Annotated in this window: 12 protein-coding genes and 1 tRNA gene; 5 read left to right on the top strand and 8 right to left on the bottom strand. The window is 48.5% G+C overall.

Annotation, left to right across the window (positions count from 1 at the left end):
- Positions 1 to 122 precede the first annotated feature (122 nt).
- Entirely contained in the window at positions 123 to 1,787 is a 1,665-nt protein-coding gene (locus tag Pan54_RS16195; protein WP_207310159.1) for a sigma-70 family RNA polymerase sigma factor, read from the top strand.
- Between the two features lie 261 nt (positions 1,788 to 2,048).
- On the opposite strand, the gene Pan54_RS16190 is transcribed toward Pan54_RS16195, so the two are convergent.
- Complete coding sequence (locus Pan54_RS16190) at positions 2,049 to 2,567, bottom strand: hypothetical protein (protein ID WP_146504467.1); 519 nt, start codon at positions 2,565 to 2,567, stop codon at positions 2,049 to 2,051.
- Between the two features lie 159 nt (positions 2,568 to 2,726).
- Entirely contained in the window at positions 2,727 to 3,395 is a 669-nt protein-coding gene (locus Pan54_RS16185; RefSeq protein WP_146504466.1) for a TrmH family RNA methyltransferase, read from the bottom strand.
- A 221-nt stretch (positions 3,396 to 3,616) separates the two neighbouring features.
- Here Pan54_RS16185 and Pan54_RS16180 point away from each other — a divergent pair.
- A tRNA-His gene (locus tag Pan54_RS16180) sits at positions 3,617 to 3,690 on the top strand.
- 79 nt (positions 3,691 to 3,769) lie between these two features.
- On the opposite strand, the gene trpB is transcribed toward Pan54_RS16180, so the two are convergent.
- A complete protein-coding gene (gene trpB / locus Pan54_RS16175) occupies positions 3,770 to 5,002 on the bottom strand; it encodes a tryptophan synthase subunit beta (protein WP_146504465.1) in 1,233 nt (410 codons plus the stop codon).
- Positions 5,003 to 5,250: 248 nt separating this feature from the next.
- Between trpB and Pan54_RS16170 the strand changes: the two genes are divergently transcribed.
- Complete coding sequence (locus Pan54_RS16170) at positions 5,251 to 7,236, top strand: ATP-dependent DNA helicase (RefSeq protein ID WP_146504464.1); 1,986 nt, start codon at positions 5,251 to 5,253, stop codon at positions 7,234 to 7,236.
- Positions 7,237 to 7,295: 59 nt separating this feature from the next.
- Here Pan54_RS16170 and Pan54_RS16165 read toward each other — a convergent pair whose 3' ends face one another.
- The 3 genes from Pan54_RS16165 to ispG form a co-directional block, all read right to left on the bottom strand.
- Positions 7,296 to 7,700 carry a zf-HC2 domain-containing protein gene (locus tag Pan54_RS16165; protein WP_146504463.1) on the bottom strand — a complete coding sequence of 135 codons (405 nt, stop codon included), beginning with the start codon at positions 7,698 to 7,700 and terminating at the stop codon, positions 7,296 to 7,298.
- A 114-nt stretch (positions 7,701 to 7,814) separates the two neighbouring features.
- The gene (locus Pan54_RS16160; RefSeq protein ID WP_146504462.1) at positions 7,815 to 8,528 is read right to left on the bottom strand and encodes a Crp/Fnr family transcriptional regulator; all 714 of its coding nucleotides are present in this window, start codon (positions 8,526 to 8,528) and stop codon (positions 7,815 to 7,817) included.
- A 400-nt stretch (positions 8,529 to 8,928) separates the two neighbouring features.
- Complete coding sequence (gene ispG, locus Pan54_RS16155) at positions 8,929 to 10,074, bottom strand: (E)-4-hydroxy-3-methylbut-2-enyl-diphosphate synthase (protein ID WP_146504461.1); 1,146 nt, start codon at positions 10,072 to 10,074, stop codon at positions 8,929 to 8,931.
- Positions 10,075 to 10,441: 367 nt separating this feature from the next.
- On the opposite strand from ispG, the gene Pan54_RS16150 reads away from it, so the two are divergent.
- The gene (locus Pan54_RS16150) at positions 10,442 to 11,419 is read left to right on the top strand and encodes an NAD-dependent epimerase/dehydratase family protein (RefSeq protein WP_146504460.1); all 978 of its coding nucleotides are present in this window, start codon (positions 10,442 to 10,444) and stop codon (positions 11,417 to 11,419) included.
- A gap of 28 nt (positions 11,420 to 11,447) precedes the next feature.
- Here the strand turns inward: Pan54_RS16150 and Pan54_RS16145 are convergent, their stop codons facing one another.
- Positions 11,448 to 12,746 carry an APC family permease gene (locus Pan54_RS16145; protein WP_146504459.1) on the bottom strand — a complete coding sequence of 433 codons (1,299 nt, stop codon included), beginning with the start codon at positions 12,744 to 12,746 and terminating at the stop codon, positions 11,448 to 11,450.
- 149 nt (positions 12,747 to 12,895) lie between these two features.
- Here Pan54_RS16145 and Pan54_RS16140 point away from each other — a divergent pair, with 149 nt between their 5' ends.
- Positions 12,896 to 13,171: a hypothetical protein gene (locus Pan54_RS16140; protein ID WP_146504458.1), complete on the top strand. Its 276-nt coding sequence runs from the start codon at positions 12,896 to 12,898 to the stop codon at positions 13,169 to 13,171.
- Positions 13,172 to 13,187: 16 nt separating this feature from the next.
- On the opposite strand, the gene Pan54_RS16135 is transcribed toward Pan54_RS16140, so the two are convergent.
- On the bottom strand, positions 13,188 to 14,456 hold the full coding sequence (locus Pan54_RS16135; RefSeq protein WP_146504457.1) for a hypothetical protein: 1,269 nt from the start codon (positions 14,454 to 14,456) through the stop codon (positions 13,188 to 13,190).
- Between the last annotated feature and the right edge of the window lie 42 nt (positions 14,457 to 14,498).

The raw sequence follows: 14,498 nt of genomic DNA, 5'->3' as shown, positions 1-14,498 counted from the left end.
TAATAGCGTAGTAGGGATGTGTTAAAGCAATTTTGATTTTTTAGGAAAATCGCCGGTCACGATGTCCGGAGGTCTCTTACGAGAAGTTTTCACGAAGAAGACGATTCGGAAGGAGAGTTATTATGGCGACTTATGCAAATCCAGTGATAAAGCAACTGAAAGACCAGCAGGTCCGATATGCCCCTAAGAAGGTTCGTTTGGAGCAGATCCAGCGAGCTGAGAAACTTCTGGCGGAATTGGATCTGGAACGAGATTACGAATATCCTGAACTTTGTCAGCGGATTACCGATTATCAGTCGAGTCTATATCCCGATCTGAAAATCGATGGCAAAGATGTTCAGCACGATTTATGTCGCTTCGTCGAAGATCTTTCGGACAGTATCGATATGCAAATCGATGATGTCCAGGAAGATGTGATGACGGTTGACGACCTGAGTGAACGATTTCACGTTTCCACGAAAACAGTTGATCGCTGGCGACAGCGGGGACTGGTGGGACGTAAGATTAAAATGGGCGCTCGCAAACGAGTCGTCTTTTTGAAGTCGAACGTTGACCGATTTATTAAAGCCAATGCAGCCGAGATCCGTCGCAGTTCACGTTTCACTCAATTGACAGCCCAGGAAAGGCTCGAAATTATCGATCGTGCCCGGAAACTGGCCGCTCATGGCGCGTGCCTGTCTGAAATCAGCAAACGGCTGGCCCGGAAAACGGGCCGGTCCGTCGAGACAGTCCGTTATACGTTGAAGAATCACGATCGCGATTATCCGCAATCAGCCATCTTCCCGCATGCCCGCGGTCCATTAACGGACGAAACAAAACGGGAAATCTGGCACAAACATCAACGGGGAACTTCCGTTGAAGATCTGGCCAGACAATTCTGTCGCACGCGTTCGAGTATTCATCGCATTATCAATGAAGTGAGAGCAGACCGAATATTGGAGGTCAATCTCGATTTCATCGACAGCGAAGAGTTCCACAAACGGGGCGCAGAGAAAGTGATTCTCGGCGATCCCCCCGAAGTAGAACGCAAAGAGTCGAAACCAAAAATTCCGCCCGGGCTGCCCGCCTATCTGGCCAGTCTGTACGAATTGCCGTTGTTGACTCGGGAAGAAGAAGGATACTACTTCCGCAAAATGAATTACCTCAAATTCAAAGCGGGACAGATGCGGGAAAAAATCGATCCTGCAAAACCTTCTGCCCGATTGATGAGTGACATCGAAGAACAGATTCGTGAAGCGGTTGTCGTGAAAAACTTCCTGATTCGCAGTAACTTGCGGCTGGTTGTTTCCATCGCCAAACGGCACGTCAAACCGCAATCGAACTTCTTCGAAATGGTTTCGGACGGGAATATGTCGTTGATTCGAGCGATCGAAAAGTTCGATTACTCTCAGGGAAATAAGTTCTCCACTTATTCCACCTGGGCGATAATGAAAAACTACGCCCGTTCGATTCCGACCGAAATGAAGCAGATGGATCGTTATCGGACCGGTCACGACGATCTGTTTTCACAATCGACCGATCAGCGCGACAATCCGTTCCAGCAGGAGCTGGCACAGAAACATCAGCACTCGGCGATTATGAATATCCTCGAACAACTCGATCACCGCGAACGGGATATTATTCTCTTCCGCTTCGGGTTGAACAAAGGAACGGAATCCGAAACCCTGGAACAGGTCGGCCAACGTTTCGGCGTGACCAAAGAACGAATTCGACAAATCGAATCGAGAGCGATTTCCAAACTCAAGAAAATCGCCATCGAAGAAAAAATCGACATCCCAGGCTTCTAAGCCCTTTCAGGGCTTTGATCTGGGCGTCGGATAACTGTTACGCACTCCGTTATCGTGCTTGACTAGTTTATCCTGAAAATGATTAACCAATGACTTGGAGATGAAGTCGCAAGATTTGTTTGCTCCGGCAGAATGCGAAAATACTGAATCGGAACGTCCTTCGTTCCGTCCTGCAAGATCCACGAGCACTTTTGTTCGTGGATCTTTTTTTTCTCTTTAAACCCAAAGCGTCAGTTTTGAAGTTGCGTTTTTACTACTTGCCTATCCGTCAAACTGAATCCCTGTGAGGTTCCATGAATAATCGATTTCCAAGATTAAATCATAAGAAAACAAATGATTTCCGAAATAACACAACCGAAAAAACTTTTCAAAAAATATGGCGCGATTCAAAACCCATCCTTGATATATTTCTTCTTCATCGCATTCCTCACTGTCAAATCCGTTTCTTGCAGCCAGTTCTTCTACATCAACAAAGTATCTTTCCAGGAAGTCTATCGTCTCAAATTCTTGAATGTTTTGGTAAACTCTTTCTGCAGTGTTTAATACTCCATCCAGAGTACTCGCTTTAAATCTTGTATTAGCATGTTCGGTTTCCCATACTAAAGAAATACATGTTTTTTCACCGCTGGAGTTTGATACATCGGCATTATAACTCAATGAATATAATTGATAATCACTGAATTCAAGTTCTGATAATTTCCGAGTTAAAACTCCAAAAGCGTGTGATGATAGCGTGTCTGGAGTGTTGAGATAAATTTTATTAACAGTCGGATTGTTCATTGTTTTTTACATCCAACTTGGACTCGATGTTAAGGTGGGGCGGTTTCAGTATTGAAGTGGAGTATTCTTACATTTCGCGAAAGAAACGTCCATATGTGTATCAAGTCATGAAAACAGAGTCACTTGCGCCTCGTGCTTGTAAATCGAGCAAATGCGAACTTACTGCGTCCGTCGATAGTGCTTCTCCAGAGTATGAATATTCGGCAGACAGCGTTTCACCCAGGCCAGGCGGATTTCGTCTTTTTCTGCCTCGGTCAAATGCCAGTCCCGATCGGAATTATGCAGACGGTGCACCAGTTCGTTCAGGCATAACGCGACCGAGACCGATACGTTATAGCTTTCTGTGAAGCCGAACATGGGAATTGTCACACATTCGTCAGCTGCGTTCATCGCTTCCTCTGATAAACCGGTTTTCTCCCGCCCGAACATAATGGCGACCGGTTCGGTTAAGTCGAGATCAAACAGCGAGGTGGCCGTTGGTTCTGGAGAAGTTGCGATCAGGCGATAATTTCGTTCTTTCAAAGACTGCAGGCAGTCTTTTGTGCAGGTTTCGGGATTCTGCCAGAGTTTCGTCGTGACCCATTTTTGAGCGCCGCGTGTAATGTCCCGATTGATTTTGTGGACATGATCGCGATCAATCCGCTGCATCTCCTGGATACCGAAGCAGTCGCAGCTGCGAAGAACGGCACTGGCATTGTGCGGCTTGAAGAAATTTTCCAAGACAACCGTAATGTGTTTCGTACGAAAATTCAGGACTTCTTCAAAACGTTCGAGCCGTTCCGGAGTGAGAAATTGCTGCAGATAATGCAACAGATTCTTATCGGTCATCAGTTACACCTGTTTCATCATATTTCTCAGCCTCATGGTTTTCCCACCGTCAGTCAGTGAACATTCCGTAAAAATCCGTGTCGTATGGATTGTGCGATCAAACCACGAAAAACAGGCAGTCGCATTCGATTCCATCACTTGAAACCGAGAAGTTTCTCGGGTAATGTATCGCTTGTCCGCCACCAGTGCGAACTGGACAGACTGGCAGACAAAACAAGATGGTGCCCATAGCTCAGCTGGTTAGAGCGTCGGATTGTGATTCCGAAGGTCGCGGGTTCGAGCCCCGTTGGGCACCCTTTTTTATGCGCGGATTTATTCTATGTGAAGTGATCATACGAAGTGCCAAGGCTCTATGAGCCGTGGTACCAGACGATTTAAATCTCCTGGCCCAGTAGGCGGGCGACTTCATTGACGTCTTTATCGCCGCGACCGGAGAGGCAGATGACCATCACGTCATCTGGACTGCGCTGACCAGCGGTTTTCAGGGCGTAAGCCAGAGCATGTGACGTTTCGACGGCTGGCAGAATCCCTTCGAGCATAGCTGTTTTCTGAAATGCATCGAGTGCTTCATCGTCTCTAATCGACGTATAATCGACACGGCCAGTATCTTTCCAGTAACTGTGTTCGGGACCGACGCCGGGATAATCGAGACCGGCGGAAATGGAGTGGACATCGAGTGTCTGACCGTCGTCATCCTGCATGACGTAGCTGTAAGAGCCGTGGAGAATGCCAGGTTGACCGTAGGTGAGCGGGCTGGCATGTTTGCCCGGTTCCGGTCCCAAGCCGCCGGCCTCTATGCCCGTCAATGTGACGGTATCATCTTCGATAAAGGGATAAAACATCCCGGCTGCATTCGAACCGCCACCGACGCAGGCGATAACTTCATCGGGAAGTTTGCCTGTCATTTCGAGGCATTGAGCCCGAGACTCATTACCAATAACGGACTGAAAATCACGGACAATTTTGGGAAACGGATGCGGTCCAACAACCGAGCCTAGAATGTAATGCGTATCGGAAACACTTCCCATCCAGTCCCGCATCGCTTCGTTAACGGCATCCCGCAATGTTCGCGAACCTGAAGTGACCGCTCGAACTTCCGCTCCCATCGCCTTCATTTTGAAAACATTCAGCTTCTGCCGACGAATATCTTCTTCACCCATGTAAACGACACAGGGAAGTCCGAACCGGGCGCAGGCAGTAGCCGAAGCGACGCCGTGTTGACCGGCTCCGGTTTCTGCAATCACGCGGGGTTTTCCCATGCGTTTCGTTAAGAGAGCCTGACCCATCGTGTTATTGATTTTATGGGCGCCGGTATGATTGAGGTCTTCCCGTTTCAGGTAGATTTTCGCTCCTCCACAATGTTCAGTCAGCCGTTCTGCGAAATAGAGGGGGTTCGGGCGTCCGACATACGTTTTGAGCAGCATGTCCAGCTCGGCCTGAAATTCGGGATCTTTTCGAGCCGATTCGTAGGCGGCATCGAGTTCATCGAGAGCGTACATTAAGGTTTCCGGGACGAATCGACGCCCATAAGGACCAAAACGACCAAGTTGATCGGGAACCTGTTTTGTGGCCGGTCCCAATGGTGCGGTTTTCGTAGCTTCTGACATACGACTAATCCTGGGTTCTTTATGAGTCGAGGATGGCAGGTTTTTATATTCGGGGGCCTATCTTTGAGAGAGCCCCCGCCACCCCTGATTAATTAGTTTGTGATGCAGGTCTGGCACAGCCTGACCTACGGCTTAATCTATGATATCTCATCTGCATTGCATTAACAGATTCAAATCCGAAATCCTCGCCTATCGTAGACGACAATTCAGCGGCGAGGAATGTTCGGGGTTGTTATCATAGCATCAGTATGACAGAAAATCAGAAAATCACTGCTGAACAAATCCTCGGTCCCAAGGGGAGAATTGCTGCGCGGCTCAAGAATTATGAGTTCCGCGAACAGCAACTGGAGATGGCACAGGCTGTTGAAAAGGCGATTGCGACAAAATCGCACCTGGTTGCAGAAGCCGGAACCGGAACGGGCAAAAGTTTTGCGTATCTCGTCCCGGCCATTCTCTCGGTCCTCAACAATAAGTCCCAGGAAAAAGGCAAAGAAAAAAAGCGAGTCATTGTTTCGACTCATACGATCAGCCTGCAGGAACAGCTGATTCAAAAAGATATCCCGTTCCTGAATGCCGTTTTGCCGCTCGAATTCTCAGCGGTGCTGGTGAAGGGACGCTCGAATTATGTGAGCCTGCGTCGCTTGCAGGGGGCAGTTCAAAAAACAGTTTCGCTCTTTCCCAAAGAAGAGGAACTTCAGCAGTTACGCACACTTTCGGAATGGTCGAAAAAAACAAACGATGGCAGTCTCGGGGATTTAGGATTTCGACCGTTGCCATCTGTGTGGGAAGAAGCTCGCAGTGAACATGGAAATTGTCTTGGACGTAAATGTCCAACTTATGACGATTGCCTGTATTACAAGGCGCGGCGGCGAATCTGGAATGCGGATTTGCTGGTCGTCAATCATGCCCTGTTTTTCTCTGATCTGGCTTTGAGGCGTGATGGAGCCTCGATCCTGCCCGATTATGAAGCCGTTATTTTTGATGAAGCGCACACGCTCGAAGCGGTCGCGTCGGATCATTTGGGGGATGCCGTCTCGAATTCTCAGCTGCATTATCTGCTGACGAAACTTTATAACGATCGGGCTCAAAAAGGTCTGCTGGTGCATCATAATATGGTCAAAGCCCAGCAGCAGGTCGGTCGACTGTACATGATTGCCGATGAGTTTTTCGCGTCTGTTGAGCACTGGCTCAGTCAACATGCCGGAAAGAATGGGCGGGTTCGTGGAGAGGTTCCGATCAGTAATGGGTTGTCTGCTGAGTTGAATCAACTCGGAAGTGCGATCTGTGAATTTGCGGAAGATCTGGAGAATGAAGCCGAGCGGATTGAGCTCAATGCGGCTGCCGATCGCGTCTTTTCGATTTCGAATTCGATCCGCAACTGGATGGAACAACTCTCGGGCGATGCCGTTTACTGGGGCGAAGTGATACGTGGGCGTCAGATGCGTATCAAACTGATCTCTGCTCCAGTCGAAATTGGGGATGTGCTACGGGATGAACTGTTCAACAAAATCCCCTCAGCCATCTTAACCTCGGCGACAATGGCGATAGGCGGCCAGTCGTTTCGTTTTGTGAAAGATCGCATTGGATTGACCAGCGGCGATGAACTGCAGGTTGGCAGTCCGTTCGATTATCGCAAGCAGATGAAGCTGATTCTGTGTAAGAACATGCCGGATCCGAGTCAGGAATCTAAAGCGTATGAAGCGGCTGTCGTTGAGCGGTTGAAGAAATATCTGCTGCAGACGAAGGGCCGGGCGTTTGTGCTGTTCACGAGTTACTGGATGCTCAACGAGTGTGCGCGTCAGCTTTCGGGGTGGTGTCGCGAAAATGGCTTGACGCTGTATTGTCAGGGAAACGACATGCCTCGCTCGCTCTTACTGGAGCGATTTCGTAAAGACTCAGCCGGGGTGCTGTTTGGTTCTGACAGTTTCTGGCAGGGAGTCGATGTGCCGGGGGATGCATTGCAGAATGTGATCATCACGCGATTGCCATTCAGCGTGCCCGATCATCCACTGCTTGAAGCTCGTGTCGAGAGAATCAAGCGGCGGGGCGGCAATCCGTTCAACGAATATCAGGTTCCCGAGGCTGCCATCAAACTCAAGCAGGGTTTCGGGCGTTTGATCCGCTCGAAAACAGATACCGGGCAGGTCGTGATTCTCGATCCCCGTATTCAAACCAAGAGTTACGGGAAGGTATTTTTGAAGAGTCTGCCGGAGTGCAATGTGATCATTGAATAATAGAGTCCGATCGTAGGAATCTCGCTCCCGAAACATCTGCGAGAACTCGAGCGGGCTTGTTACCAAAGGGCTAAAACAGGAAATAGATTTGTCTTCGTGTACCTCGAATGTTGCGTGGAATGGTCTTCCTGATATTCGGCATAATGATCGCGACAGCGCTTGCAATGATCCAGATGCATTTCAATACGATCGACTATTTCAGGTTTAAGCTGATGAGCAAAATAGTCTTCGGAATAGTCAGCAACTTCGGCACAGGCTAAACCATCTGGATGGTTGGTTGGGAGTTGCATAATGACCATGCCCAGTCCCACACCAATAACGAGCATCGCAGCCGTTATTGAAGTTTTCATGATGCGGCGACGGGAATTTACAAATTCCCGTTTTTGAAGCAGACTCTTTGCCAGACCCGCAATTTCTCCTCCCTGGCATTCGGTCCAATCATCATGTTTTTCATTATATGTCATACTGAATTCCCCCTCTTACAAACGCCCTTATTCAGTATATTGTCATTCGGTGGGCTTAGACTTTGTGAACTAATTCACAATTAGGAAAAATAAAGGAAAAATTTCTTCAACTCGTTAAGTTAGAAATCCCAGATCAGGAGGTTTCGTGTTAATCGCCTCGGCTAGCGCCTTGATGTTTTTGAGGATGACCTGTCTTCTGTGAATGGCAACCAGTTTTTCTAATTGAAGTTCCCCAAGAACTACTGTTACCGTTTCGCGGGTGCTGCCAATCAGATTTGCCATCTCCTGATGGGAGAGGCGAATTCGTAATGCGATGCCTTCTGGATGCTTCACTGCATAACGCTCTGCCAGTTCGAGGAGCAGGTGAATCAAGCGATCTCGATTCGGCTGAAACATCAGCGATTTGAGGCGTCGTTCGAATTTCTGCCGACGCAATCCGATCAGTTTTGTCAGTCCCAGTGTGACATCGGTCTGCTCGGCCATTAGTTCCCGAATCGCCTCCGCCCGAATGGAAACAATCTGCGATTTCTCCATCGTTTCCGCAAATTCTTCCCGTTCACTCTGGCCGATGACTGTCAATTCGCCAAACAGTTCGCCGGGATCGATAAATGCCAGCAACGCCTCTTTACCTTCGGGGGTGATGTGATAAATCCGCACACGACCACTCACCACAAGTAGTACAGAATCGGTGGCATCATCAGGTAAATAGACCAGAGATTTCCGATCGAATGTTTTGGTTTTGCTCTGCACTTCCAGCTTGCGGATTTGCTCATCGCTAAGTTGCTCGAACAACTCACAACGTTTGAAATACCAGAATTGATCGTCCATGCAGAATGTCTTGATGCAGAGAGACTGAGCAGAAGGTGTGGTTTTCCTTGATAACTTATGTCAGAACTGTAACAAACTCCAGTAAATCCACCAAATGGCGGGGGTTTCTTCCGGGAGAGACTATGTTCGACAGTTAAGCAACCTACGTTACCTTTCCTTTTCCTTGGGGAGAAGGTGGCCGAAAGTCGGATGAGGGGATCTCTTCGGCGTTTTTTTTGCCGTTCACATCAATTGCCCTCACCCTAACCCTCTCCCAGAGGGAGAGGGGAAATTTATTACACTGGTTTTTGCAAGCAAATCTAGAGCGTAGTTAAAAATCACCTGCAGCGTTCGGCAGGAGCAAATACAGCGTTTTAGGACATTTCGTGTCCAAGCGATTGCAGAAACTATTTTAAAATGGTCAGGTCAACTGCTGCGACTCGATCAGTTTGTCCAGTTCATGCTTCAGCTTGCCCAGAATTTCATCGTAGGGATAGGCTCCCAGTTCTTCGGTTCCTTTTTTCAAATTCACGAAGTTGGGGGCACACCATAATCCGAGATCCGCATCGTCGGTTTCTCCGGGACCATTCACCCGGCAGCCCATCACCGCAATTGTGATGTCGTGTTCTTTGGCATAAGCAGACATCTCTTTCACCTGAGCAGCGAGATCGACAAAGGCTTCGTTTTCGACGCGGGAACAACTTGGACAACTGATGATATTCAAGCCGTTCGTATTGAAATCGACAACACTGCGGACTCGTCCGTGTGCGATATCGTCAAGAATTCCCCGTCCAGCTTCAATTTCCTCAAACTTGCGATTGTTGGGAACGGTTAACGAAACGCGAATCGTATCGCCGATGCCGGTGCCGATCAGCTGTTCGAACGCAATTCGGGTTTTAATGACCCCATCCGGCGGCATCCCGGCTTCCGTCACGCCTAAATGGAGTGGAACATCGGGACGCTTCCCGGCAAAGCGTTTATTGACTTCCACCACTTTGCGAGGATCGGAATCCTTGAGCGAAACGCAAAACCGATTGAAATCCAGGCTTTCGAGGAAATCGCAATGATCGAACGCCGATTCGAGCATTGGAGAAATCGAATCTTCTGGATCGTATTTTTCCTTCTTGGCGGGGTCGACAGAGCCGCAGTTCACGCCGACTCGAATCGCACAATCGTGTTCACGGGCGATATTCACAATGAATTTCACCTTCTCCTGCCAGGGCTTGTCTCGTTCATGGTGATACAGGTGCCCCGGGTTATAGCGTAATTTCTGGACATTCGGGGCGACCAGTTCTGCCAGGCGATAATTCTCCTGGAGATCGACCGAGAGATTCGCCGTCACCTGTTTCGCAATTTCATTGAGAGCCTCGGCATCTTTTTTACTGTCGACCGCAACCCGCACAATATCCGCACCTGCTGCAGTCAATTGTTGAATCTGACTGACTGTTGCATCGATGTTAGGAGTTTTGGTGGCTGTCATGCTCTGAACGGCAATCGGATGACCTGCCCCAATCGTTGCAGTTCCAATTTGGACTGCTCGTGTCGGATTTCGCTGAATTTCAACCATTATTTGAGTACTCTTATCAAACTGAACGAGCCAATACGGCGTAACGAATCCGTAAATGAAGCCCTAAAATAGATCATTGTTTTCAATCACCAGGGGCTTCTGGGTAATTTTCACGTATCCAGACTGTTTTGCAAAGTGCAGGAACAGGAAGAATAGCAGGAAAAGGCGAATTCTATCGACTATTCATCCAGAAGATCAATTTTTGATGAGGTTGGTCAGTCTGCATTCAGCGTGCTTTCGTTCATTGCTGCGTCTGGATAGGATATATGTGAGCAGAAAAAATACTTAAAGACGCACGAAACTCATGTACAGTGAACATGAGATTTTCAAGATCCTCGATAGACAAGAATAAGAATTGAAACCCACTATGAGTCGTTGTTTGATCACCGGAGGAGCTGGCTTTATTGGTAGTTCCATCGCAGAGTATCTTCTGGAAGAAGGCCACGATGTTACGATTCTCGATAATTTGTCGACAGGCCGGGATTTGAATCTGCAAGGTATTCGGGATCATGAACGGCTCACCATTCGAGTTGGTTCAATCACCGATTCCGTTCTGTTGACCGAGGTGATGGCGGGCCAGGACGAAATTTACCACATGGCCGCAGCAGTTGGCGTGAAACTGGTGGCTGATGATCCCGTTCGCACCATCGAGACAAACATCTATCCGACCGAACTCTTGTTACGACAAGCCATGCACGGAGGCCAAAAAGTATTTCTGGCCTCGACCAGTGAAGTTTATGGCAAGAACACAAAAGACTCCTGGGTGGAAGAAGACGACCTGCAATTTGGTCCCACATCAAAACCCCGCTGGGCCTACGGCTGTTCGAAAGCAATCGATGAATTTCTGGCCCTGGCCTACCATCAGAAGTATGGTCTGCCTGTTGTGATCGGACGATTCTTTAATGTGGTCGGCCCGCGACAGGTTGGCAATTATGGCATGGTCGTTCCCCGGTTTGTCGAATCGGCCCTCCAGGGAATTGCACCGACCGTCTATGACGATGGCGAGCAGGTTCGCTGTTTTGGTCATGTTTCTGAAGTTGTCCGCTGCGTTGTCGGCTTGATGCGAAAAGAGAATTTGGAACACAATCTGTTCAACATCGGAAGTGATCAGCCGATTTCGATTCGCGAATTAGCCGAGAGGGTCGTTGCCCTGGTCGATCCTTCCCTCGAAATCAAATATGTCCCCTACAAAGACTATTACGGTCACGATTTTGAAGATGTTCGCAGGCGAGTACCGAATACGAATCGACTCAAAGAAACGCTCGGCTTCAAACCAGTCATGACGCTTGACGAGATTCTCAAAGATACCATCGCCGCGAAGAAACTGGCGCTGGGACTGAGCTGAATTGATTCTGTCGTTCCCGGAATGATTATTAATCCTGATTGACACTCATCCGTCTTCTCGAAATCAACCAGTAAATCAGTAGGCCAACGAGAATTGTCACCAGGCCAGCGGCACTTTCTCTGGGATTTCGCGAGGCTCCCAGAAATGAAATCACTAAAGTCGCAAGTGTGAAAAAGCTGGCGACAATTTTCTGCCAAAGTCGTATCTGATTTCTGTGCCTACCGAGCAGAAGACTCCCCACAGTGATTGCAGAGCACAGGGATAACGTAAAGCTCAAGTACGTCAGGAGTTCGCGTAAGGTCGTCACTTGAATGAACAGGATCGATGCAATCGCCTGCAGGAAGATGGCAATTCGAGGTGTTTCCCCCTGAAAGTTGAACCAGCCGGGCAGGTTGCCATCCTCGGCCATACGTGCCAGCACGCGCGGGCCAATCATCATTGAAACCGAGACGGATGTGTATAGCGAAATTACAATGACCAGCCCCATCAGCCAGGCAAACCATACGCCGCCAATATCTCCGGCGACAATTGTGGCAATCTGTTCCTGACCAGCGACTTGATCATAAGGTGCGGCATACACAAAAACGGCATTAATGCACCAGTAAAATCCTACGACCAGCAGAGTCCCAATCAGTAATGCACGAGGGACGGTCTGTTCTGTGTTTTTGATTTCTCCAGCACAATAGATCGCCGCATTGAAACCGCAATAACTAAAAGAGATCCACATCAGGCTCGTGGCAAAAGTTGAGAGTGAAACGGAAGACGTTTGAATGGATGTTTTTGATTTCCAGCTTTCCCACTGATCCGGAAATTGTGCGAACGCAACGGCGATAAATATCAGCAACAACGACAGTTTGGACAGGACGATTGCGTTTTGTAATTGAGAACCGATTCGCACACGAAACATATGCTGCAGGGCTGCCAGTACCACAACCGTTGAGGCGATCGAACCTGCAGGCAGTTGGTCGAGCGATTTCGACAAATCGAGCAGACTGGCCTCGAGTGTGATCGCGGCAAAGGCGATGGCACCGGTGAAACCAGCAACGATGGAAACGATCCCCGCCAGAAAACCGACCGCAGGGTGAACGGTCTTCGAAAGATAAAGATATTCCCCACCCGATTCCTGAAATTGACGCGCCAAAACTCCATAACCAATTGAACCACACAGCGCGATGATTCCTGCGATTCCCCAGGCGAGCAGCACCAGAGCCGGGCTTTTCAAATCAGCCAGGGCGAATCCCGAGGTCGTGTAAAGTCCAGCTCCGACCATGCTCGAAATGACAATTCCGATCGACGAGGTCAGCCCCAGTATTTTTCGATCCGTCATAAGTAAGTGAGCGATCTGAATTCCATTGTGATTCGTAATCCGATTGCCTTATTGACTTTGAAACAAAATCACGTAGTTTGAATTTAGACGAATACCGTCTCCTGTAATCGTATCTCCAGCATAACGACCTCTTCCGAGAAAGCAGAACCATGACGCTGATTGATCTTCTATTATTACTTCTTGTGGCCGGAATTTGTGGAAGTTTGGGGCAGGCGATTGCCGGTTATTCCCGCACAGGCTGCCTGGGGTCGATTGCACTCGGATTCGTAGGGGCATTATTCGGTATGTGGATGGCTAAGTTGATGAATCTGCCAGAAATTTTCAACGTGCAGTTTGGCACGGTCTCATTTCCGATTGTCTGGTCAATCGCTGGTTCTGCAATATTTGTGGCCATTCTCAGTTTGGCTACTCGCAGAAGAATTTGATGCGAATCAGGAACGATTACGGCGAGGTTGAAGTCTGTAAATCGATGAGTCGTCTGGATTCTTCTTTGAAATATTGTAGAAATTGCTGGATGTAGTTATCTGAGAGAAAGTCGCCATTGTACAGGATGCCGAGGTGCAACTCGGTATTCATGCCAACAATGGCAATTGCGAGGTTGGAGGTTTCTCGAACCGGAGGCATGAGAGAGATGCTGGTCAGGGTTTGATCGTTCCATGAAAAATCATCGCAAAACATGGGAGCAATTCGGCCTACATTGCTCAAGACCATGCTGGACGCACAGATCGAACCCGGAATCCAATGCCAGGGATAAATGGCTCGCAAAGTATGCAGCATCGAGAGAAACAGATGATGTTTCTTAATCGCATTGGTTTCCATAACCATCGTTCGGAAAAAATCACGACGGAAATTATCATCGATCTCTTTACGATACAATTGATCGATAAATGTCATTGTAACGCAATTTGCCACCAGATCTGGTTCATTTGATAAGTATCGGGTATTGGCAGGCACGCCAATGCGGAAACGACTGTTTTCAGTCGTCGAAGCGGGATCGGCCAACCGAAAAATTGCAAGATAAGTAGCTGTCAGCAGAAGATCGTTTAGAGTCCAGTGCAAACCTTCAACTGGCGGACGGACGGTCAGGCGATTGATCACATCTGGGATCTGGCAAAAAACTGCTCTGCGATTGTATTGTGATTTCTGATCCTGATTTTTCAGAGGCAATACCTTTTTGGCAAGATAGAATCGAATAATTCGTTTGAGTTGATGCTTGGACATCCAGCCGAGTTTTTCTTCACCGCGGGAACGAATCTCCTTCAACTCGGCTTTGGTCAATTCAGGAGGTTCCTCAGGAACATCACCTGTTGATAGCGAGAGTTTCCGGTCGGTTTCCCGCCACTCTTTGATGAACTGCAAAGCTGCCATTCCATCGACACAAGAATGATGGATTTCCAGAACGATTTCGGTTGAGGAGCTTTCATCAGCTTTGGTTATCACCCAGGCGCGGAATCCTCGCTCTTGAGTGATGTCCAGCGGAGTCAGGTTTAATAACTCCTTCTGAGTCGTCGGCTCAATGCAGACCGGTTCCCAGGGAATTGTTTCCCAACAGGGATAAAACCCTTTTCGGATGACTCTCGCATTGAGTAGCGGGTGGCGGGCGATTGTGTGGTTGAGCGATTTCTCCAGCCTCACCAGATCGCAGGTCTCATTGAAAACAAGCCGAGCATACAGCGTCATTGGCTGGTGGGGCCGATGGCTGGTAAACATAAAGGATTCAAAGGGAGTTAAACGGTCGAAGACAACGGCCAT

It is taken from the genome of Rubinisphaera italica, assembly GCF_007859715.1.
Classification (GTDB): Bacteria; Planctomycetota; Planctomycetia; order Planctomycetales; family Planctomycetaceae; genus Rubinisphaera; species Rubinisphaera italica.
This window is presented reverse-complemented; position numbering and strand designations above follow the sequence as displayed.

Coding starts and splice junctions, on each gene's coding strand:
- Pan54_RS16140 (WP_146504458.1), top strand. CDS start 12,896: ATGACGCTGATTGATCTTCTATTATTACTTCTTGTGGCCGGAATTTGT.
- Pan54_RS16195 (WP_207310159.1), top strand. CDS start 123: ATGGCGACTTATGCAAATCCAGTGATAAAGCAACTGAAAGACCAGCAG.
- Pan54_RS16145 (WP_146504459.1), bottom strand. CDS start 12,746: ATGACGGATCGAAAAATACTGGGGCTGACCTCGTCGATCGGAATTGTC.
- trpB (WP_146504465.1), bottom strand. CDS start 5,002: ATGTCAGAAGCTACGAAAACCGCACCATTGGGACCGGCCACAAAACAG.
- Pan54_RS16190 (WP_146504467.1), bottom strand. CDS start 2,567: ATGAACAATCCGACTGTTAATAAAATTTATCTCAACACTCCAGACACG.
- Pan54_RS16165 (WP_146504463.1), bottom strand. CDS start 7,700: ATGACATATAATGAAAAACATGATGATTGGACCGAATGCCAGGGAGGA.
- Pan54_RS16185 (WP_146504466.1), bottom strand. CDS start 3,395: ATGACCGATAAGAATCTGTTGCATTATCTGCAGCAATTTCTCACTCCG.
- Pan54_RS16170 (WP_146504464.1), top strand. CDS start 5,251: ATGACAGAAAATCAGAAAATCACTGCTGAACAAATCCTCGGTCCCAAG.
- Pan54_RS16160 (WP_146504462.1), bottom strand. CDS start 8,528: ATGGACGATCAATTCTGGTATTTCAAACGTTGTGAGTTGTTCGAGCAA.
- Pan54_RS16135 (WP_146504457.1), bottom strand. CDS start 14,456: ATGTTTACCAGCCATCGGCCCCACCAGCCAATGACGCTGTATGCTCGG.
- ispG (WP_146504461.1), bottom strand. CDS start 10,074: ATGGTTGAAATTCAGCGAAATCCGACACGAGCAGTCCAAATTGGAACT.
- Pan54_RS16150 (WP_146504460.1), top strand. CDS start 10,442: ATGAGTCGTTGTTTGATCACCGGAGGAGCTGGCTTTATTGGTAGTTCC.